This is a genomic window from Pseudomonas sp. CROZ-RG-20F-R04-15 (assembly GCF_022662375.1).
Lineage (GTDB): Bacteria > Pseudomonadota > Gammaproteobacteria > Pseudomonadales > Pseudomonadaceae > Aquipseudomonas.
Window position 1 is genome coordinate 583,736 of record NZ_JAKNQL010000001.1, and the last position, 19,409, is coordinate 603,144.

The 19,409-nt window shown below is 59.1% G+C and carries 26 protein-coding genes; 16 read left to right on the forward strand and 10 right to left on the reverse strand.

Going from position 1 to position 19,409, the window contains the following annotated elements:
* Nucleotides 1-12: 12 nt before the first annotated feature.
* From L8H52_RS02555 to recX, 11 genes are all read left to right on the forward strand, one after another.
* Nucleotides 13-936: a hypothetical protein gene (locus L8H52_RS02555; protein ID WP_242204829.1), complete on the forward strand. Its 924-nt coding sequence runs from the start codon at nt 13-15 to the stop codon at nt 934-936.
* Nucleotides 936-1,403: a phage tail assembly chaperone gene (locus tag L8H52_RS02560; RefSeq protein WP_242204826.1), complete on the forward strand. Its 468-nt coding sequence runs from the start codon at nt 936-938 to the stop codon at nt 1,401-1,403. Before L8H52_RS02555 ends, L8H52_RS02560 begins: the two co-directional genes overlap by 1 nt.
* A gap of 40 nt (nt 1,404-1,443) precedes the next feature.
* Complete coding sequence (locus tag L8H52_RS02565; protein ID WP_242204824.1) at nt 1,444-2,364, forward strand: phage tail protein; 921 nt, start codon at nt 1,444-1,446, stop codon at nt 2,362-2,364.
* Nucleotides 2,365-2,366: 2 nt separating this feature from the next.
* Entirely contained in the window at nt 2,367-2,807 is a 441-nt protein-coding gene (locus L8H52_RS02570) for a phage tail assembly chaperone (RefSeq protein ID WP_242204822.1), read from the forward strand.
* Between the two features lie 9 nt (nt 2,808-2,816).
* On the forward strand, nt 2,817-4,019 hold the full coding sequence (locus tag L8H52_RS02575) for a carbohydrate-binding protein CenC (protein WP_242204820.1): 1,203 nt from the start codon (nt 2,817-2,819) through the stop codon (nt 4,017-4,019).
* Between the two features lie 9 nt (nt 4,020-4,028).
* Nucleotides 4,029-4,241: a hypothetical protein gene (locus L8H52_RS02580; protein ID WP_242204818.1), complete on the forward strand. Its 213-nt coding sequence runs from the start codon at nt 4,029-4,031 to the stop codon at nt 4,239-4,241.
* Between the two features lie 36 nt (nt 4,242-4,277).
* Nucleotides 4,278-4,844, forward strand: coding sequence for a glycoside hydrolase family 19 protein (locus L8H52_RS02585; RefSeq protein ID WP_242204816.1), 567 nt, complete (start codon nt 4,278-4,280; stop codon nt 4,842-4,844).
* Nucleotides 4,823-5,341 (forward strand): lysis system i-spanin subunit Rz, encoded by a 519-nt coding sequence (locus tag L8H52_RS02590; RefSeq protein ID WP_242204814.1) that lies wholly within the window; start codon nt 4,823-4,825, stop codon nt 5,339-5,341. Before L8H52_RS02585 ends, L8H52_RS02590 begins: the two co-directional genes overlap by 22 nt.
* A gap of 67 nt (nt 5,342-5,408) precedes the next feature.
* A complete protein-coding gene (locus L8H52_RS02595; RefSeq protein ID WP_242204812.1) occupies nt 5,409-5,909 on the forward strand; it encodes a CinA family protein in 501 nt (166 codons plus the stop codon).
* 83 nt (nt 5,910-5,992) lie between these two features.
* Nucleotides 5,993-7,048 (forward strand): recombinase RecA, encoded by a 1,056-nt coding sequence (gene recA / locus L8H52_RS02600; RefSeq protein WP_007908746.1) that lies wholly within the window; start codon nt 5,993-5,995, stop codon nt 7,046-7,048.
* Between the two features lie 8 nt (nt 7,049-7,056).
* The gene (gene recX, locus L8H52_RS02605) at nt 7,057-7,527 is read left to right on the forward strand and encodes a recombination regulator RecX (protein WP_008077166.1); all 471 of its coding nucleotides are present in this window, start codon (nt 7,057-7,059) and stop codon (nt 7,525-7,527) included.
* 54 nt (nt 7,528-7,581) lie between these two features.
* Here the strand turns inward: recX and L8H52_RS02610 are convergent, their stop codons facing one another.
* The gene (locus L8H52_RS02610; RefSeq protein WP_242204810.1) at nt 7,582-8,700 is read right to left on the reverse strand and encodes a TIGR00730 family Rossman fold protein; all 1,119 of its coding nucleotides are present in this window, start codon (nt 8,698-8,700) and stop codon (nt 7,582-7,584) included.
* 337 nt (nt 8,701-9,037) lie between these two features.
* Here L8H52_RS02610 and L8H52_RS02615 point away from each other — a divergent pair, with 337 nt between their 5' ends.
* On the forward strand, nt 9,038-9,232 hold the full coding sequence (locus L8H52_RS02615; protein ID WP_034154934.1) for a hypothetical protein: 195 nt from the start codon (nt 9,038-9,040) through the stop codon (nt 9,230-9,232).
* Here L8H52_RS02615 and L8H52_RS02620 read toward each other — a convergent pair whose 3' ends face one another.
* A complete protein-coding gene (locus L8H52_RS02620; RefSeq protein ID WP_008077172.1) occupies nt 9,233-9,658 on the reverse strand; it encodes a PA3611 family quorum-sensing-regulated virulence factor in 426 nt (141 codons plus the stop codon).
* A 189-nt stretch (nt 9,659-9,847) separates the two neighbouring features.
* On the opposite strand from L8H52_RS02620, the gene L8H52_RS02625 reads away from it, so the two are divergent.
* The gene (locus tag L8H52_RS02625; protein WP_242204809.1) at nt 9,848-10,594 is read left to right on the forward strand and encodes a tRNA-uridine aminocarboxypropyltransferase; all 747 of its coding nucleotides are present in this window, start codon (nt 9,848-9,850) and stop codon (nt 10,592-10,594) included.
* A 72-nt stretch (nt 10,595-10,666) separates the two neighbouring features.
* On the opposite strand, the gene L8H52_RS02630 is transcribed toward L8H52_RS02625, so the two are convergent.
* The gene (locus L8H52_RS02630; RefSeq protein WP_157173056.1) at nt 10,667-10,825 is read right to left on the reverse strand and encodes a hypothetical protein; all 159 of its coding nucleotides are present in this window, start codon (nt 10,823-10,825) and stop codon (nt 10,667-10,669) included.
* Between L8H52_RS02630 and erdR the strand changes: the two genes are divergently transcribed.
* Together erdR and L8H52_RS02640 are read left to right on the forward strand one after the other, a co-directional pair.
* On the forward strand, nt 10,818-11,468 hold the full coding sequence (gene erdR, locus L8H52_RS02635) for a response regulator transcription factor ErdR (protein WP_008077176.1): 651 nt from the start codon (nt 10,818-10,820) through the stop codon (nt 11,466-11,468). The genes L8H52_RS02630 and erdR overlap by 8 nt on opposite strands.
* A 74-nt stretch (nt 11,469-11,542) precedes the next feature.
* Nucleotides 11,543-11,905, forward strand: coding sequence for a diacylglycerol kinase (locus L8H52_RS02640; protein ID WP_042557932.1), 363 nt, complete (start codon nt 11,543-11,545; stop codon nt 11,903-11,905).
* Here L8H52_RS02640 and L8H52_RS02645 read toward each other — a convergent pair.
* Entirely contained in the window at nt 11,902-12,828 is a 927-nt protein-coding gene (locus L8H52_RS02645) for a LysR family transcriptional regulator (protein ID WP_242204806.1), read from the reverse strand. The two genes, L8H52_RS02640 and L8H52_RS02645, sit on opposite strands and share 4 nt — an antisense overlap.
* A gap of 133 nt (nt 12,829-12,961) precedes the next feature.
* Here L8H52_RS02645 and fpr point away from each other — a divergent pair, with 133 nt between their 5' ends.
* Nucleotides 12,962-13,741 carry a ferredoxin-NADP reductase gene (fpr, locus tag L8H52_RS02650; protein WP_007908723.1) on the forward strand — a complete coding sequence of 260 codons (780 nt, stop codon included), beginning with the start codon at nt 12,962-12,964 and terminating at the stop codon, nt 13,739-13,741.
* Nucleotides 13,742-13,915: 174 nt separating this feature from the next.
* Here the strand turns inward: fpr and tsaA are convergent, their stop codons facing one another.
* From tsaA to rimO, 6 genes are all read right to left on the reverse strand, one after another.
* Nucleotides 13,916-14,614, reverse strand: coding sequence for a tRNA (N6-threonylcarbamoyladenosine(37)-N6)-methyltransferase TrmO (tsaA, locus tag L8H52_RS02655; protein ID WP_077571453.1), 699 nt, complete (start codon nt 14,612-14,614; stop codon nt 13,916-13,918).
* 168 nt (nt 14,615-14,782) lie between these two features.
* Nucleotides 14,783-15,553 (reverse strand): SDR family oxidoreductase, encoded by a 771-nt coding sequence (locus tag L8H52_RS02660; protein ID WP_242204804.1) that lies wholly within the window; start codon nt 15,551-15,553, stop codon nt 14,783-14,785.
* A 129-nt stretch (nt 15,554-15,682) separates the two neighbouring features.
* A complete protein-coding gene (locus tag L8H52_RS02665) occupies nt 15,683-16,153 on the reverse strand; it encodes a DUF1456 family protein (RefSeq protein WP_007908719.1) in 471 nt (156 codons plus the stop codon).
* A 72-nt stretch (nt 16,154-16,225) separates the two neighbouring features.
* Nucleotides 16,226-16,936 carry an rRNA pseudouridine synthase gene (locus tag L8H52_RS02670; RefSeq protein WP_242204802.1) on the reverse strand — a complete coding sequence of 237 codons (711 nt, stop codon included), beginning with the start codon at nt 16,934-16,936 and terminating at the stop codon, nt 16,226-16,228.
* A 190-nt stretch (nt 16,937-17,126) separates the two neighbouring features.
* On the reverse strand, nt 17,127-17,600 hold the full coding sequence (locus tag L8H52_RS02675) for a GNAT family N-acetyltransferase (protein WP_242204800.1): 474 nt from the start codon (nt 17,598-17,600) through the stop codon (nt 17,127-17,129).
* A gap of 289 nt (nt 17,601-17,889) precedes the next feature.
* Nucleotides 17,890-19,227, reverse strand: coding sequence for a 30S ribosomal protein S12 methylthiotransferase RimO (rimO, locus tag L8H52_RS02680; RefSeq protein WP_008088939.1), 1,338 nt, complete (start codon nt 19,225-19,227; stop codon nt 17,890-17,892).
* Between the last annotated feature and the right edge of the window lie 182 nt (nt 19,228-19,409).

A 19,409-nucleotide genomic window follows, 5' to 3' on the forward strand; every position in this document is an offset into this window, starting at 1 on the left:
GGGAGCAGTGCAATGGACTATCCAAAAAACATTCCCGGCGTGGGGCTGGTCAACGGCGGCTTCGTCGATGAAAACCCGCTCGCCGGAACACCGGGATCGTTGATTCCCGCTGCGTGGGGCAACAGCGTCACGCAAGAAATTCTCAACGCGATCAAGGCTGCCGGATTGACACCGGATGAAGCCAGAACCGATCAACTGGCCAGCGCAATCGGTGCGCTGGTCGACTTCAGCAAGCTGAAAAACACTCCGACGACCTTGAGCGGCTATGGCATCACCGATGCGGGGGGACGACTGCTGGCGGTCAGGCAGATAGACACGGTGGGGATCACGGTCTACGTGCCGAATCCCAGAGCCAAGCGCATACGTGTGCGATTGGTCGGTGCGGGTGGCTCCGGCGGCGGATGCACGCCTGTGCCGGCCAACAATCAAATCCTCGGCGGTGGCGGTGGCTCAGGTGCGTACGCCGAAAGCCTATACGAGGTGACGGCCCAAATGCTCGCTGGCGTGCCGGTTTCTCTTGGCGCCGGTGGCGCTGTCAGCAACACCACAGGCCTGTCGGGTGGCGGTGCTTCTTTTGGCACTTACATGAGTGTTTCGGGTGGCGGTGGTGGGCAAAAGCTCGGGATCGTGGTCACGGGTACGTCGTCCGGATTCATTCAGGGGGGCGTGGGCGGCACGGTGACCGGCGGCAATCTCTGCAGCGCTCGGGGCATCACGGGCGGATTTGGAATGAGCAACGCCAATTGGGGCCTGCTCTCCGGTTGCGGGGCTGCCAGTGCGTTCGATGGCGGCGGCCCGTTCACTGGATCAAATACGGTTGGCAACGCAGGCATTCGCGGTTCCGGTGGCAGTGGCGCGTGCTCGGTCAACCCTTCAGCTTCCGTCGTCAGTGGCGCTGGCGGCAACGCCTTTTGCGAAATATGGGAGTACGAATAATGGCCGTTTATGCACGGATCGAGAATGGCGTGGTGGTCGAGCGGATCGACACCGGTGACTACGCAATCAGCGAGCTGTTTGCGCCGTCTTTTGTTGAGTCGATGGTGCGAGTGCCAGACGACATGACGGTCGACATCGGCGCCCTGATCAGCGAGTTGACGACGGCTACCGAACCACCGCCCGGGCAGACAAGTCCGGTGATCCTCCAAGCGCCCGTTGTTGCTGAGCAAGGGCTTGGAACAGTGGAGCGTACCTGGCGCGAGATGACTCTTTCAGCGACCGAATGGCTGGTGACTCGCCATCGCGATGAGCAGGAACTGGGGCGCGGAACCTTGCTCAAGGCTGCGCAATACCTGGAACTGCTTGAGTACCGGCAAGCGCTGCGCGACTGGCCAGATTCGGTGCTTTTTCCGGCAGCGGATTCCCGACCGTCAGCGCCGCTTTGGCTAGCCAGTGTGATTGGCTGAGGCCTGTGCACCCATTGTATTTAAATCAAGGAGATGAACATTGGACTACCCCAAAAATGTGCCCAGTGTTGGACTGGTCAACGGCCAGTTTGTCGATGAGGACCCAATTGCCGGTAAACCCGGCTCGCTGATCCCGGCGACGTGGGGCAACAGCGTCACGCAAGAGATTCTTAACGTTGTTCAGGCGGCCGGCCTGACGCCGAATGAGTCGTCGAACAATCAGTTGTTGGCGGCATTGCGCAGCCCGACATTGTTCACGACTGCGCCGCAGTTTGATGGTGGACGCTCGGCAGCAACATCTGAGTTTGTGCAGCGGGCGCTGGGCAGTTATGCCAGTGCTCGCAGTATATCCGCCGCCACCCAATTGACTCAGGCCGATGTCGGCTGCTCGATCGGTCTGGGCGGTAACGCGGCTTATACCGTGACGCTTCCGGATGCCGCTGCGGTGCCGAACGGCGCCACGATCAGCCTGCATTGCCGTAATAGTGCACCCGTCACCGTGGCCAGTAAAACCGGCACGCAGATCAGTCCGCAAGGGGCCTATCTGGCGTCGATCGTGTTGAATAATGGTGAGAGTGCGAACTTCGTCAGAGAGTCTGGAGTGTGGGTGGTGTATGGCACCGCTGCGCTGAAGTACTCAACCAATTACGCCGCACAGTTCGCCACATCGGGATATCAAAAGTTTCCCAGCGGTTTGATCGTGCAATGGGTAACAGGGGGCTCCGATGCGAATGGCAACATGACGGTGTCGTTGCCGATCAGGTTTCCCAATGCTGTTCTCGGCGGTGTCGCCAATGAAGGCTATCCGGCAGGTTGGAGTAGCTCCAACGTAACCGTTTGGGCATTTGACGGCGCGAACTCCACGACAACGACAGTGGTTGCGCGGGTCCGAAATGTGCTGGCTGGAAGTGTAAAGGCTGAGCCGGGAATTTCGTGTCGCGTTCTGGTTTGGGGGTATTGATCATGACGATTTATTTCTATGCACAAAGTCTTGGCTTTGATCGAGTCGATAGCGCACTTCCCGAAGTGCCTGACGGGGCGGTGGAAATTACCCAGGCGCAATACGTCGAGCTGTTTGCGGGACAAGCTGCCGGCAAAGTCATCAGCGCCAGTCACTCTGGCCAGCCTGTGTTGACCGATCCTCTCGATTCCCCGATTGCGCTGGCCATCCGTGAACGCGCATGGCGCAACCAGGTGCTTCAAAACACCCAATGGTTGGTGTTCCGCGACGCTGAAGAGCTTGAAGTGGGTGAAGGGGCAACCCTGCGCGCCGAAGAGTTCAAGCAGTTGTTGGCTTACCGGCAAGCGCTGCGTGAGTGGCCAAATGATCCGGACTTTCCAAACGCACTGTCGCGTCCGGTCGAGCCCGATTGGCTGGAAGGCCTGCTGCGGGCAAACGGCTGAGGAATCAACATGGATTATCCAAAAAGCGTTCCCGGCTCCGGCCTGGAGAACGGCAAGTTTGTCGATGAAGACCCGGTTGTGGGCAAGCCCGGTTCACTGATCCCGGCCAGGTGGGGAAACAGCGTTACCGAGGAAATTCTCAGTGCGATTACTGCTGCCGGTTTGACTCCGGATGAACAGCAGACCAATCAACTGGCGCAGGCGATTCGGCTGTTGTCGAAGCCCGATCCGTTGCAGCAGTTCCCGGTGCAGGTGTACCGCAAGAATCTGCTGATCAACGGCGGATTCGATATCTGGCAACGCGGGACGACCAATCAGGCACCGAATATTGGTGGTTACGTGGCTGATAGGTTTCGCTGTGACTGGAACGGTAATGCGGCTGTAGCGATCAGCCGGCAGAGCTTCGTTCCGGGGCAGACCGAGGTGGCCGGTGAGCCGGCGTATTTCCTGCGCTGGCAGCAGACCACGGCGGGCGTCGGTGCAACGGAGCATAAAATTTCCCAGGCTATCGAGTCGGTTCGAACCCTGGCCGGTAAAACAGCCACCGTTACCTTCTGGGCGCGATCCGATGCTCCGCGCGCACTGAAAGTGGCATTCGCGCAAATTTTTGGCGCAAGTGGTTCGGAACCGGTGACGAAAGCGGTTGACGCCTTTCAACTGAACACTGCCTGGACCCGGTACAGCGCAACATTTCAGGTGCCGACCATCGCCGGGAAAATGCTTGGCACGAACGATTGCCTGAGACTGGCATTCGACCTGCCGCTCAACGTCGTGCAGACGGTCGATCTGGCGCAGATCCAGTTGGAAGAGGGGCCGGTTTCCACGCCTTTCGAATACCGTCCGGTTGCTGAAGAGTTGATGCTGTGTCAGCGATATTTCGAGAAGTCTTTCGCCAATCGTCTACCGGTTCAGGCGAACAATGGCACCAGCACGTGCATTCTTTCGTTTAGCCAGTCCGCGGGTGCCAACGCTGGCCAATATGGCTTGGCCATCCACATGCAGATACTGAAGCGCGTGCAACCTACCATCGTGCTGTATTGCCCTGCAAATACAGGTAATCAGGTCTGGAACTACACGGTACAAACAGCCTGTACGGGAACATTCGTGCACGGTGTGACGCAGCGTACTTTCGCGCTTAGCACGGTGACATCACCCAACAGCGTGCCTGGTAACGGGTTGCAGATTGAATGGACAGCGGACGCTGAAATCTAGGAGTGACACATGACATACCAATTGACAGCGTGCGGCGTATTGCGCGTGGAGGATTCAGCATTCATCCCCCAGGATCCGACCAATCGCGACTGGACTGAGTATCAGGCTTGGCTGTCATCGGGCGGGCAAGTGCTGCCATTGGACGAAACACCTGAGGCGGCAGCGGGCACCCTGAAAACTCTGGCAAATAAATGGCTGGCAGGTATTGGCCGTCAACCATGATTCAATCAGGGCAATATCCAGGGAGGATCAAGCATTATGCAAATAACTGAAAAAGACCTGATCGACATCATGCCCAACGCCCGCACCCAAGCGGGCGTTTTTGTTTCTGCACTCAACACTGCCATGACTCGGCGGCGCGTCGACTCGCCCAAACGCATCGCGGCGTTCCTCGCGCAAGTCGGGCACGAGTCGGGTCAATTGCGCTATGTGCGTGAACTGGGCAACAACCAATACCTGAGCAAATACGACACCGGCACGTTGGCCTTGCGTCTGGGCAACACTCCCGAGGCTGACGGCGACGGACAAAAGTATCGGGGGCGCGGGTTGATTCAGATTACCGGCCGTTCGAATTACCGTCAGTGCAGCCTCGGTCTGTTCGGCGATGAGCGTTTGCTGTCGTTGCCCGAGCTGCTCGAACAACCGCAATGGGCCGCCGAGTCCGCGGCATGGTTCTGGGAACAGAACGGCTTGAACGAACTGGCCGATCGCGATCAGTTCAATACCATCACCCGGCGCATCAACGGCGGGTTGAACGGTTTGCAGGATCGCCTGGAAATCTGGGCGCGGGCGAGGGCGGTGCTATGCCAATCCCCTGGCGAATGATCGGCATCCTGTTGCTGGCCGCGGGTGCTTTTGCCGCGGCCTGGCAGTTTCAGGAGTGGCGCTATGGGCGGCAATTGGCGGAGCAGGCCCGGTTAAACGCCGAAGTCCTCAATCAACAGAATTCTGTCGCCGCCATCGCACGACAGGCCGAGCAGGATAAACGTCTGGCGCTGGAGCAGCGGCTCGCGACCAGTGAACAAACCCACTATCGAGCGCTGAGCGATGCCCAACGTGATCAGGATCGCCTGCGCGATCGTCTTGCCACTGCTGATGTGCGCTTGTCAGTCCTTCTCGACGCCAGCGACGTTGCCCCAGGCTGCAACATGCCAGCCTCCACCGGCGCCGGCGGCGTGGATCATGCAGCCGTACGCGCCCGACTTGACCCGGCGCATGCTCAACGAATTGTCGCCATCACCGACACCGGCGACCGTGGACTGATCGCCTTGCAGGCGTGTCAGGCGTATGTCAGAGCGCTGGCGCCCGAACATTTTGAATGAGTCTGTGTATTGAAAGCGCAACCGGCTCGTGTACGGTGGAGGCATTCCACACGATCCGGAGCACGCCGTGAAAGAGATCACTCAACTGGCCGCCGACCTTGGCCGACGTCTGCAACTGCTCAATGCCCATGTGACCACCGCCGAGTCGTGTACCGGTGGCGGGATAGCCGAAGCCATCACACGGATTCCGGGCAGTTCGGCGTGGTTCGAGGCGGGTTATGTGACCTACTCCAACCGGCAGAAAACCCAGCAACTGAATGTGCCGGCCGATTTGTTCGAAACGGTGGGCGCGGTCAGTCGCGAGGTGGTCGAAGCGATGGTGCGTGGTGCCCAGGACAAAAGCCTGGCGCGATTTGCCGTGGCGGTGAGTGGTGTGGCCGGCCCGGACGGCGGCTCGCCGAACAAACCGGTCGGCACGGTGTGGCTGGCCTGGGGCGTTGGCGAAACGGTCACCAGCGAGGTTCAGCACTTCCCCGGCAACCGCGATGAAGTCCGCCGACAAACGGTGAAGGCCGCGCTAGAGGGGCTCCTGCGACTAGCGGCACGAGAAATCGAAAATCAGGGGTAGGCGATCCGCGAACGCTGTGGAATAATACTGGCTACTTATACAGGTGTTGGCCGTCAGGCCTTATTGATTACGTGAGGACTTTAATGGACGACAACAAGAAGAAAGCCTTGGCTGCGGCCCTGGGTCAGATCGAACGTCAATTCGGCAAGGGTGCCGTAATGCGTATGGGCGATCAGGACCGTCAGGCGATCCCGGCTATCTCCACCGGCTCTCTGGGTCTGGACATCGCACTCGGCATCGGCGGCTTGCCAAAAGGCCGTATCGTTGAAATCTACGGTCCTGAATCTTCCGGTAAAACCACACTGACCTTGTCGGTGATCGCCCAGGCTCAAAAAGCCGGCGCGACCTGCGCATTCGTCGACGCCGAACACGCCCTCGACCCTGAGTACGCCGGCAAGCTGGGCGTCAACGTCGACGACCTGCTGGTGTCGCAGCCGGACACCGGTGAACAAGCCCTGGAAATCACCGACATGCTGGTGCGCTCCAACGCCGTTGACGTGATCATCGTCGACTCCGTGGCAGCACTGGTACCAAAGGCTGAAATCGAAGGCGAAATGGGTGACATGCACGTGGGCCTGCAAGCCCGTCTGATGTCCCAGGCGCTGCGTAAAATCACCGGTAACATCAAGAACGCCAACTGCCTGGTGATCTTCATCAACCAGATCCGCATGAAGATCGGCGTGATGTTCGGTAGCCCGGAAACCACCACCGGTGGTAACGCGCTGAAGTTCTACGCTTCGGTTCGTCTCGACATCCGTCGTACCGGCGCGGTGAAGGAAGGCGACGAAGTGGTCGGCAGCGAAACCCGCGTCAAGGTTGTGAAGAACAAGGTCGCTTCGCCGTTCCGTCAGGCCGAGTTCCAGATTCTTTACGGCAAAGGCATCTACCTCAACGGCGAGATGATCGACCTGGGTGTGCTGCACGGTTTCGTCGAGAAGTCCGGCGCATGGTATGCCTACGAAGGCACCAAGATCGGTCAGGGCAAGGCCAACTCGGCCAAGTTCCTGGCAGACAACCCGGAAATCGCCGCGAAGCTCGAGAAGCAACTGCGTGACAAACTGCTGACTCCTGCGGTGATCGACTCCAAGGCTTCTGCAGTCAAAGAGACTGAAGACGACCTGGCCGACGCTGATATCTGATTGCAGCGATGACCACCGCCGTACTCGATACCCTCGTCGCGGTGCGGCGAACCGCCATGGACCTGCTCGCACGCCGCGAGCATGGTCGAGTCGAGCTGACGCGAAAACTGCGTCAGCGCGGCGCTGAGGCGGAGATGATCGAAACAGCCCTCGACCGTTTAACGGAAGAGGGGCTGCTTTCCGAAGCCCGTTACCTTGAAAGCTTTGTTTCCTACCGTGCCCGTTCCGGCTATGGCCCTTTGCGGATTCGCGAAGAGTTGAGCCAACGCGGTTTGCAACGTGCCGATATCGAACTCGCCCTGCGCGAAAGCGGTATCAGCTGGCAGGAGCAACTTCAGGACACGTGGCGCCGCAAGTTCTCCGGACATTTGCCGATTGATGCGAAAGAGCGGGCCAAGCAAGGCCGGTTCCTGGCATATCGGGGCTTCTCGATGGAGATGATCAACCGTTTGTTCAGCGGTCGAGGGATGGACGATTAAACCGCTTAAATAAAAACGGCCCGCTATGAAAATAGCGGGCCGTTTTTTTTGCCCTCAAATTACCTTGGAGGGTTCGCGTGAACGTTGCGCTGTTTGCGGTTTTGAATCAGCCCAGTTTTCCGGCAGGTTGATGTAATCGATCAACTCCCTCAGGCGTCCGTGAGTGCGGGCATTAAAGGCGAAGGCCAGCCGCGCCAGATGGCTGAACTGCGCATCATCGTGTTCCTCACCGCTGTAGTCGTGTTGATGGAACTGGTCACTCAGGCACAGATCGGCGAATTCTTCCTGCATGTGCTCCAGCGCTTGATCGCTGAGCTTGTGATGCATGCGAATCACGAACTGACGCTTGAGCCAGCGACTGGAGTGGAAGTTGCTGTAGAACTGGTTGATCTGTTCCACCGCTTCCTCGACGGTGTAAACCAGACGCATCAGTTTCATATCGGTCGGCAGGATGTAATGGTTCTCTTCCAGTTGCTGGCGGATGAAGTCCATCGCGCCTTGCCAGAATGTGCCGCCCGGCGCATCCAGTAGCACCACCGGCACCAGTGGGCTTTTACCGGTCTGGATCAATGTCAGTACTTCCAGCGCTTCATCCAGTGTGCCGAAACCGCCCGGGCACAAGACCAGTGCATCGGCCTCTTTGACGAAGAACAGTTTTCGCGTGAAGAAAAAGTGGAAAGGCAGCAGATTGCCGGTACCGTCGACGGTCGGGTTGGCATGCTGTTCGAAGGGCAGGGTGATGTTGAACCCGAGGCTATGATCGCGGCCGGCGCCTTCATGGGCGGCGGCCATGATGCCGCCCCCGGCCCCGGTGATGACCATCATCTCCGAACGGGTCAACGCCGCGCCGAGCTCTCGGGCCATGGCATACAGCGGATGTTCGACGGGTGTACGCGCCGAGCCGAACACCGTGACTTTGCGTCGGCCCTTGAATTGTTCCAGAACCCGGAACGCCTGCTCGAGTTCGCGCAGGGCTTGCAGGGTGATCTTGGCGTTCCAGCGGTTGTGGTCTTCCTGGGCCATGCGCAGCACGGTCAGGATCATGTCGCGGTAGATGGGAAGGTTGGGGCTGTTGGGGGAAACGCGGCTGAGTTGTTCTTCAACCTGGCTGATGAGGTCGGGACCGCTTTCCTGAAAATGACGGCTCAAGAGGTCATTCGGTTGGTAAGGCATTCAACGTCTCCTTCTGCACAGAGCGGATGGCCCTGACGAGCGGCGTCAGTGCCGCGCTGCAAAAAACACACGATCGGCAGTTCCTTGCCTGCCGTTGAAAAGTGATCGGGAATACTCTGAATCTAGACCCTTGCGCGCAATCGCGCTGACTTGATCATTGCGCCGCAACGTTTTGTCTGGCAACCGTTTATTGATTTTCCGCCGCTGCGTCACCGCTCGTCTGAACGTGCACCGAGTGGCAATCCCTCTGATTAACTAACGTACAGGCGCCGTACGACAGCTTTGCGTCACGGTGCGCGTGATTCAAGGATTTGCAGGTGGCAAGGAGGCGGGGCGCATGGCCAGAGTGATTCTGGAGATCGATACGCAGCTGTATCGAATGTTGAAGGCATCAGCCGAGACCAATCATCTCAGTCTCGAAGAAGAGTGCTGCCGGCGGTTGGCGGGCGGCGAGCGCCGTTCGCACTATTTACAGGCCTTGCTGGCCGAACTGCGCGCCGAGGATGAACAGCGGCGCGCCAATTCGCGATGATTACTTCTTCTTCGCCGGGCCGGCTTTCGGGCAATCCGATTCCTGATAGCTGGCGGAGCCGATCGCTTTGTTGGTTTTCACTTCGGTGAAGTCGTAACGCATGATCGCGCCCTTGGCCATCAGCTTGCGAAACGACGGGTTGTTGCACACTGAAGCGCCCAACTGGAAATACACGGCTTTAGGATCAGCGCGCATCTTGTCGGCGTGGCTCTTCTGCACGCTCAGGTGGTTGATTAGCTGCGTGCCTTCAACGGTGAAGCCCTGATCAAGAATATCTTCGCTGATGGCGCGTGGCGTGCCGACGCTGCTTTGGGCGGCGACGTTGCGCAGCTCGCGGTTCAGATTCTGCTCACTCAGGGAGGCAGCCTGAGCGGTGAAGGACGACGCCAGCAGAATGGCAGCGGTGGGAACGATAAGGCGCAGCATGAAACTCTCCTGGTTCAGTGACTGGTGGTTCGACCAGCCACGTGACTGTGCGTTCAGTGGCGGCGAATTATAGGGGAGCCGGTCGGGAGGGTACAGGCTTGTGCCCGTCGCTCTGGTAAACTGCCGGCCTTTATTGCCCTGCCGAGTGTTGTTCGTGTCGAGTTTCCCTGTCTGCCGGCGCTGCCCGCGATGAATCATGCCCCCAACGCCGTCGCCCGTCTGCGTGACCAGCGCGAAGATGAAGGTATCAAGCCGATTCAGGCCCGTGGCTTTCGCTCCGAGCGCTGCCGCGATTGTCGGGTGATCATCAGCCATTGTCTGTGCGCGTGGCGGCCAAGCGTTGAAACGCGCTCGGGCGTGTGCCTGATCATGACCGGCAAGGAAGTGTTCAAACCGAGCAACACCGGTTGGCTGATTGCCGATGTGGTGCGCGATAACCACGCGTTTATCTGGTCGCGCACCGAGCCCGACCCGCAGATGCTCGCACTGCTCAATGACCCGCAATGGCAGCCGTATCTGGTGTTTCCCGGCGAATACGTTGAACCATCGCGAGTGACCAACACCGTCGCTGCCGATAGCAGCAAGCGCCCGCTGTTCATTCTGCTGGATGCGACCTGGACCGAAGCGCGGAAGATTTTCCGCAAGAGCCCGTATTTCGATCGCTTGCCGATTCTTAGCCTGCTGCCGGATAAACTTTCACGATATCGCTTGCGCCGCTCGACCCGCAGCGAGCATCTGTGCACCGCCGAAGTCGCGGCGCTGTGCCTGGAATTGGCCGGTGACTCGGACGCCGCTTCTGCGCTGGACGCCTATTTCGACGTGTTCAGCCAGCATTACCTCGGCGCCAAGCAGCAATTGGACATGAATGAGTCCACCCCCGCCCATGCCGAGTTGCTGCCCTATATACGAAAGCCGCAGCCGGAGTTGGCCCGATAGTGGCCCATACTGTACAAGCCAGCGGCCGTGCTGCTTGACCACCCCGTCTTCGCTGGGCATGCTTGGCGCCGATTAGGGTGCGGCCAAGGTTTGAAACGCCGTGTTTGCTGTTGATTGGCGTTGAACGTGCCCCTGTGGATATCGCTTGAAAGCGGCATCTTGAGTTGCTTTGGCCAGACCGGAATGCACCGCGTCTGCCATCAAAAACAGGATCATTTGAAAAATGGCCACATACGACATCCTGATTGCCGATGATCACCCCCTGTTTCGTAGTGCCCTGCATCAAGCGGTGACGCTGGGCCTTGGCCCGGATGTACGGCTGGTGGAAGTGGCGAGCATCGCCGAACTGGAAACCCGCCTGACTGAAAAGGCTGATTGGGATCTGGTCCTGCTGGACCTGAACATGCCCGGCGCTTTCGGGTTTTCCGGGTTGGTCATGCTGCGCGGACAGTACCCGCAGATTCCGGTGGTGATGGTTTCGGCGCAGGAAGAAGCTTCGGTGATGGTCAAATCCCGTGAGTTTGGCGCCAGTGGCTTTATTCCCAAGTCCAGCGATCTCAGCGTGATTCAGGAAGCGGTGCGTAAAGTGCTCGATGGTGATGTGTTCTGGCCGCCGCAGGCGTTCGAAGCGGTCGCCGTTTCCGATGAAGCCAAGGCCGCCAGCGATGGCCTCGCCAGCCTGACGCCGCAGCAGTTCCGCGTACTGACCATGGTCTGCGAAGGCCTGCTGAACAAACAGATTGCCTATGAGCTGAGCGTGTCCGAAGCGACTATCAAGGCCCACGTCACGGCGATCTTTCGCAAGCTGAATGTGCGCACTCGCACGCAAGCGGCTTTACTGCTGCAACAACTTGAGTCAATTCCGAGCCAATAAAGGCTGGCCTCTTCACGCTTTTTTGACTTTTGTTGCTCTAGCTTTCCCACTCCTTTTTGGTTGGTTTCTACTTTATGTCACCTTTCAAGGGCCAGACCGGCCTGAAACGCATCCTCAACGCTTCCGGTTACTCGCTGGACGGCCTGCGCGCAGCCTTCACCGGTGAAGCAGCCTTCCGCCAATTGGTACTGCTCAATGTGGTGCTGGTTCCGCTGACGTTCTTCCTCAATGTCAGCCGCGTTGAGCAGGCACTGTTGATCGCTGTGTGTCTGCTGGCGCTGATCGTCGAGTTGCTGAACTCGGCAGTGGAAGCGGCCATTGACCGCATCTCGCTGGAACTGCACCCGCTGTCGAAGAACGCCAAGGACATGGGCAGCGCCGCGCAATTCGTGGCACTGAGCATGATCGCACTGGTGTGGGCAGTGATTCTGCTCTAAGCGATTGTCGGCAAGACGATCTCGTCGCTGCGCTGCACCCCGGCGGTGAAAGCGCGGCACAGGTCGAGAAACTCGCGCATGGCGGAAGTCTGATACTTCTGCTTGTGCCAGATGAAGTAGAACTGTCGCGCCAGATCCAGATCCGGCGTTTCCACCGGCACCAGACTGCCGCGCCGGAACGCATCACGCAGCGCCAGCCGCGAGATACAGCCAATCCCCAGTCCTGATTCCACCGCGCGTTTGATCGCTTCGGTGTGTTCCAGCTCCAGACGAATATTCAGCGAGCTGCGGTGGTGACGCATGGCCTGATCGAAGGTCAGCCGCGTGCCGGAACCCTGTTCGCGGAGAATCCACGCTTCATGCGTCAGCTCTTCCATGCTTGCAGTACCGCGTTGGGCCAGCGGATGCTGCGGCGCGCAGAACACCACCAACTCATCTTCGACCCAGCTCTGCACTTCGATGTCCGGGTGGCTGCAATCGCCTTCGATTAGACCCAGATCAATTTCGTAGTGGGCGACTTGTTGCACGATATTGGCGGTGTTCTGCACGTGCAGCTTCACCTGACTTTCCGGGTGGCGCTGCATGAAACTGCCGATCAGCAGCGTCGCCAGATAATTGCCGATGGTCAGCGTCGCGCCCACCGACAGCGAGCCGAAACCGGATTTGCCGTTGAGCAGGTCTTCGATTTCCTTGGCCTGATCGAGCAGGGCCACCGCCTGTGGCAACAGCTGTTTGCCGAGGGCGTTGAGGCTCAGCCGCTTGCCGGCGCGGTCGAACAGCTGGCAGCTGGACTGGCGCTCGAGCTCGGTGATCGAGGTGCTGGCAGCCGACTGCGAGAGGTTGAGCAGACCCGCAGCACGGGATACGCTTTCCTGCTGGGCGACGGCGACGAAGACTTGCAGTTGACGGAGAGTAAATCGCATATCGATATAACCGATAACCCTTATCTTAATAATCCAGTTAACAGATATTGTCGTCGCTATTAGAATGCGATGCAATTGCGCACCGTCGCCTTCAAAAGCCAGCGCTGACCCAATCTCCAGGAGTCAAACGTACATGAGCAACATGAACCACGAGCGTGTCCTCAGTGTTCATCACTGGAACGACACTCTGTTCAGCTTCAAGTGCACCCGCGATCCGGGCCTGCGCTTCGAGAACGGTCAGTTCGTGATGATCGGCCTGCAACAGCCTAACGGCCGCCCGCTTATGCGCGCTTACTCGATCGCGAGCCCGAACTGGGAAGAGCATCTGGAGTTCTTCAGCATCAAGGTGCAGGACGGCCCGCTGACCTCGCAGTTGCAGCACTTGAAGGAAGGCGACGAGATCATCATCTCGAAGAAGCCTACCGGTACCCTGGTTCTCGACGACCTGAACCCGGGCAAGCACTTGTACCTGCTGAGCACCGGTACTGGCCTGGCGCCGTTCATGAGCGTGATTCAGGACCCGGAAACCTACGAGCGCTTCGAAAAAGTGATCCTGGTTCACGGTGTGCGTTACGTCAACGAAGTCGCCTACCGCGAATTCATCACCGAGCACCTGCCGCAGAACGAGTTCTTCGGCGAAGCGCTGCGTGACAAGCTGATCTACTACCCGACCGTGACCCGCGAGCCATTCGAGAATCAGGGCCGTCTGACCGACCTGATGCGCAGCGGCAAGCTGTTCAGCGACATCGGCCTGCCGCCGATCAACCCGCAGGACGACCGCGCGATGATCTGCGGCAGCCCGAGCATGCTCGACGAGACCAGCGAAGTGCTCGACAGCTTCGGCCTGAAGATCTCGGCCCGTATGCGCGAGCCGGGTGATTACCTGATCGAGCGTGCGTTCGTCGAGAAGTAAGCACTTGCCCTTGTGGGAGCGAGCCTGTTCGCGAAAGCGGTCTGTCATCAACATTGATGTTGACTGATACGGCGCCTTCGCGAGCAGGCTCGCTCCCACAGTTGGTTTTGTGGTGTGACAGTAAAAAGCCCGCGTTGCCTGTGAAGGCCGCGCGGGCTTTTTCGTTTCCGGGGATTACGCCTCGGCGGGGATAACTTCGAGCACACGGATCTGCTCAGGCGTCGGGTAATGCCAGCGCACGTCCAGATCCCAGAACTGTGCGCCGTACTCGCGCTCCGGTGCCGGGGTTTGATACGCCGGGCGAGGATCCTGCGCCAGGCACTGTTCGATCAGCTCAACCAAAGGCTCGTCGAGGCGCTGAGCGTGCGTATGCGCCTGTTTCAGCGCCGAGTCCGTCCACTGCACGTCAATCAGCTGCGGCGCAGCGCTGGCGATGCTGTTGGCAGCGTCGGGGATGATGTCGGCATAAGGCACGTAGGGTTTGATGTCGAGAACTGGCGTGCCGTCGAGCAAGTCGATCCCGGAAATGAACAAGCGATTGGCTTCGACCTTATCCAGTTTCACTACCGATTGGCCAATGCCGTTGGGCCGGTGAGTGGCGCGGGTGGCGAACACGCCCATGGACTTGTTGCCGCCCAGGCGCGGCGGACGGACTTTCAGTCGCGGTTTGTCTTCCAGTGCCTGATGGAACAGAAACAGCAACCAGACATGACTGACCTGCTCCAGCCCTTGCACGGCGTCACCCTGATCGAACGGCGCCACCAGTTCGAGCACGCCACGGGCGGCGGGGGCCAGTTGTGGCTGGCGGGGGATGGCGAATTTCTCCTTGAAACAGGAGCGCACGAAGCCGATGGGGGAGACGCTGTAAGTCATGGTTTGCATTCGAAGCGGGGCAGGGTGGGCATGATAACCCGACGGGCCTGAAGTCTGGTGCTGGCAGGGCTGGCCTCTTCGCGAGCAGGCTCGCTCCCACATTGGGTCAATGGCGTGCACAAGATCCCTGTGGGAGCGAGCCTGCTCGCGAAGGCCGCACCGCCGATCTCAGAGACTGAACCCACCATCCAGCGGAATAATATTCCCGGTCATATAAGCCCCAGCCGTACTCGCCAGACTGATCGCCAACGCCGCCATCTCCTCTTCACGCCCCCAACGCTTCATCGGAATCAACGCCGTATCCTCAGCCAGCGCCTGCTGATCATTGCCAATATGCTGCGTCATCTTGCTCGGAAACCTTCCCGGCGCGATCACATTGACGTTGATGTGCTGACTCACCAGCTCCCGCGCCAAAATCCGCGACAGCTGATGCAGGGCGGCTTTACTCGGCCCATAGGCATACGCCTGCTCACCAAATGAAGAAATCCCCGCCACCGAGCCAATGTTGATGATCCGCGCCGGATTCGCCGCCGAGCCAGCCTTGCGCAACAGCGGCAAAAACTGCTGGATGCAGGTGAACACCGAAGTCACGTTGAGCTGCATGACCTTTTCCCAGCCCTTGACCGGATAACTCTCCAGCGGTGCGCCCCACGTGGTGCCGGCGTTGTTCACCAGAATATCCAGGTGAGTGATCTGCTCGCCCAGTCGTGCGGCCAGCTCCTGTACGCCTTCTTCCGTCGCCAGATTTGCCGCGATGCCATGACATTTGCCCAAGGCACTGAGTTCTTCGGCGGTTTGATGACACGCTTCGGCGTCGCGCGAGCAGACGTAAACGCGCGCGCCAGCCTCGACAAAGGCCTTGGCGATCATTTTGCCGATACCACGGGTGCCGCCGGTCACCAGAGCGGTGCGGCCTTGCAGGGAAAAGTACGGGTGCATGGCGAGTCCTGAGGATTAGGGATCAGTACACCCTAGTCGTCAGCCGCAAAAAGCGGAGCCACTATTTTCGAAAGGAATGAGCGGTCATGCGCTGCGGCGGCGACCATCAGTCGCCACCGCAGAAGGGCATCAGGCCGGGCGAACGCGCAGGGTCAGGCCCTTGAGGAAGTTGCGCAGCAACTGGTCGCCGCACGGGCGGTAGTTGGTGTGGCCGACCTTGCGGAACAGTGCGCTCAGCTCAGGCTTGGACACCGGGAATTCGGCGGCCTTGAGGATCGCGTGCATGTCGTCTTCTTTCAGTTCGAAGGCCACGCGCAGCTTTTTCAGGATGATGTTGTTGGTCACCGGCACTTCGATCGGCTGCGGCGGACGACTTTCGTCCTTGCCACGCTTGAAGATCACCAGACCGTCGAGGAAGTGTGCGATGACTTCGTCCGGGCAGCGCACGAAACCTTCTTCGTCTTCTTCTTTCTTGTCGAGCCAGGTCACTACGTCGGCGAGCGCTACTTCCATGCCGCCGAGCTTGATGATCTCGACAACCTTCTTGTCGCTGATGTCGAGCATGTAGCGCACGCTGCGCAATACGTCGTTATGAATCATTTGAGTAATCCTGATAAGCGTTGTGGGCAGCGCGCAGGCGCGCTGCCGGAATGTGTGGCGGCAGTGGAAGTCTTAGAACTTCTCTTTGCCGGACAGGTAGCGCCATTGGCCGACCGGGACTTTGCCGATCGAGACGCCGCCGATGCGGATGCGGCGGATGCCGATGACCTTCAGGCCGACCGCTTCGCAGAACTGGGCGATGATGCCGGGCTGCGGGTTTTTCATGGCGAAGCGCAGCCGGTTTTCGTTCTGCCAGCTGGCCTTGACCGGCGGCAGCTCTTTGCCCTTGTGCGTCAGGCCGTGCTGCAGGCGATTGAGGCCGTGGGCGACCATGTCACCTTCGACTTCGACTACGTATTCCTGCTCGATCTTCGCCGCGTCGGCGGTGAGCTTGCGCAGGATTTTCCAGTCCTGAGTGAACACCAGCAGGCCGCTGGCCTTGGCCTGCAGGTCGGCACTGGCAGTCAGGCGCAGGAAGTGCCCGCGCAACGGGCGTTTGCCGTAGCGGTGTTCTTCGCTGAGGGTTTCGGCGCTCAGCGATTGCATGGCCGTTTCGATGTCCATGCCGGCTGGCGCGTTGAGCAGGATGGTCACTGGCTCCGGTGCGGTTGCCTTGGCGTCCTTGTCGAGCTCGACCTTCTGGTCGCCGACCTTGAATTGCGGCTCGTCAATCACTTCGCCGTCCACGGTGACCCAGCCGCCCTCGATGAACAGCTCGGCCTCCCGGCGGGAGCAACCGACCAGTTCGATGAGGCGTTTGGAGAGGCGAATCGGGTCAGTCATGACAGGGCCGTAACAAAAAAGGGGTGGGCATTGTACCTGTGTGGCGCCGGTTAAGCCCGGTTCCATTTACAGGCTGTTCACAATTCCCTGTGGGAGCCAGCCTGCTGGCGATTGCATCACCGCGGTGTATCTGACTGACCGCGGCGCCTGCATCGCGAGCAGGCTCACTCCTACATGGGGTTGTGTTGTGTCAGCCGTTGCCTGAGCGTTGCTGATTTTGGCGCAAACGCATGTGCAGCAACGGATACGGCTGGCCCATGCCATCGACCTCCGAGCGGCCGATGACCTCGAAACCCTGCTTGAAGTAAAACCCCAAGGCCTGCGGGTTCTGTTCGTTGACGTCGAGTTCATCGGCATTCAGATGCTGCATCGCGTAATTCAGCAGTTTCTTGCCCAATCCCTGGCCACGATGATCGGGATCGATAAACAGCATTTCAATTTTGCCCGCCGCAACACCGGCAAACCCGGTAATGCGCTGATTGGCGTCCTTGGTGCAGATCAACATCACCGCATCCAGATAACGCGTGAGCACCAGATTGCGCAGCAATTCGATGTAGCTGTCCGGCAGAAAATCATGGGTTGCGCGAACCGAGGCCTCCCAGACCCGGGTCAGTTCCTGATAATCGCTGAGTTTCGGCGTATGGATGACCGAATGGTGACGCATGCCCGTCTGCCTCTTGTCCGTTTCAAGGGAGTCCGTCCCCCGCTAAACGATAGCCGTAAAAAAGCCCCGCATCTTGTAAAAAGAGTGGGGCTTTTTGTATTTGTTGCGGTGTCTGCCTTCCCCCTCACCCCAACCCTCTCCCCCAGAGGGGGCGAGGGGAAAGGGAGCTGATCTTCGTGCTTTTCAAACCTGAGTTCGACCGGATAGCTCAGGTCGATGTACCTCGAAAGAACAACACGGTCAGCTCCCTCTCCCTCTGGGAGAGGGCAGGGGTGAGGGGCTTTTGACCTTAGATCTGCTCAGCCCACAGATCATATTCGTCAGCATCAGTCACTTTGCACCAGACCTTGTCACCCGGCTTCAAATTGCTGCCGTTATCGATAAACACATTGCCATCGATTTCCGGCGCATCGAAGAAGCAGCGGCCAACCGCGCCTTGCTCGTCGACTTCGTCTACCAGCACTTCGATCTCACGGCCAATACGCATTTGCAGACGCGCCGAGCTGATCGCTTGCTGGTGCGCCATGAAGCGATCCCAACGGTCCTGCTTGACCTCGTCCGGAACAATCTCCAGATCCAGATCATTGGCCGGTGCGCCTTCAACCGGCGAGTACTGGAAGCAGCCGACGCGGTCGAGCTGCGCTTCGGTCAGCCAGTTCAACAGGTACTGGAAGTCTTCTTCGGTTTCGCCCGGGAAGCCGACGATGAAGGTCGAACGGATGATCAGGTCCGGGCAGATTTCGCGCCAGTTCTTGATGCGCGCCAGGGTCTTGTCTTCGAACGCCGGGCGTTTCATCGACTTCAACACTTTCGGGCTGGCGTGCTGGAACGGGATGTCCAGGTACGGCAGGATCTTGCCGGCGGCCATCAGCGGGATCAGCTCGTCAACGTGCGGGTACGGGTAAACGTAGTGCAGACGGACCCAGACGCCGAGGGTGCTCAGGGCTTCGCAGAGTTCGGTCATGCGGGTTTTCACCGGCGCGCCGTTCCAGAAACCGGTGCGGTATTTCACGTCAACGCCGTAAGCGCTGGTGTCTTGCGAGATCACCAACAGCTCTTTAACGCCGGACTTGACCAGGCGCTGTGCTTCGTCGAGTACATCACCGACCGGACGGCTGACCAGTTTGCCGCGCATCGACGGGATGATGCAGAACGAGCAGCTGTGGTTGCAGCCTTCGGAAATCTTCAGGTAGGCGTAGTGGCGCGGAGTCAGCTTGATGCCTTGCGGCGGCACCAGGTCGATCAGCGGGTTGTGATCTTTACGCGGCGGTACGACTTCGTGCACGGCGTTGACCACTTGCTCGTACTGCTGCGGACCGGTCACAGCCAGCACGCTCGGGTGTACGTTGCGGATATTGCCTTCTTCCACGCCCATGCAGCCGGTGACGATGACCTTGCCGTTTTCCTTGATCGCTTCGCCGATCACTTCCAAAGACTCAGCTTTGGCCGAATCGATGAAACCGCAGGTGTTGACCACGACCACGTCGGCGTCCTGATAAGTGGACACCACGTCATAGCCTTCCATGCGCAGCTGGGTCAGGATGCGCTCGGAGTCGACCAGTGCTTTCGGGCAACCCAGAGATACAAAGCCAACCTTTGGATTGGCCGGCGCAGGAGTGGTGGACATGTCTAACCTCGGTATTTTGTGACATCGCTTTCTGGGTGCGAAAGCCGACGGACGGGCGCTTAGGGCGCGCCTCTGATCAAAAAGTGCGCAATTCTAGCGGCGGGCAACGCACTTGACCAGCTTTATGCAGGGAAATACGACGAGTGCTGCGCTATGCTTCGCGCCGTTGAGCTTTACCAATT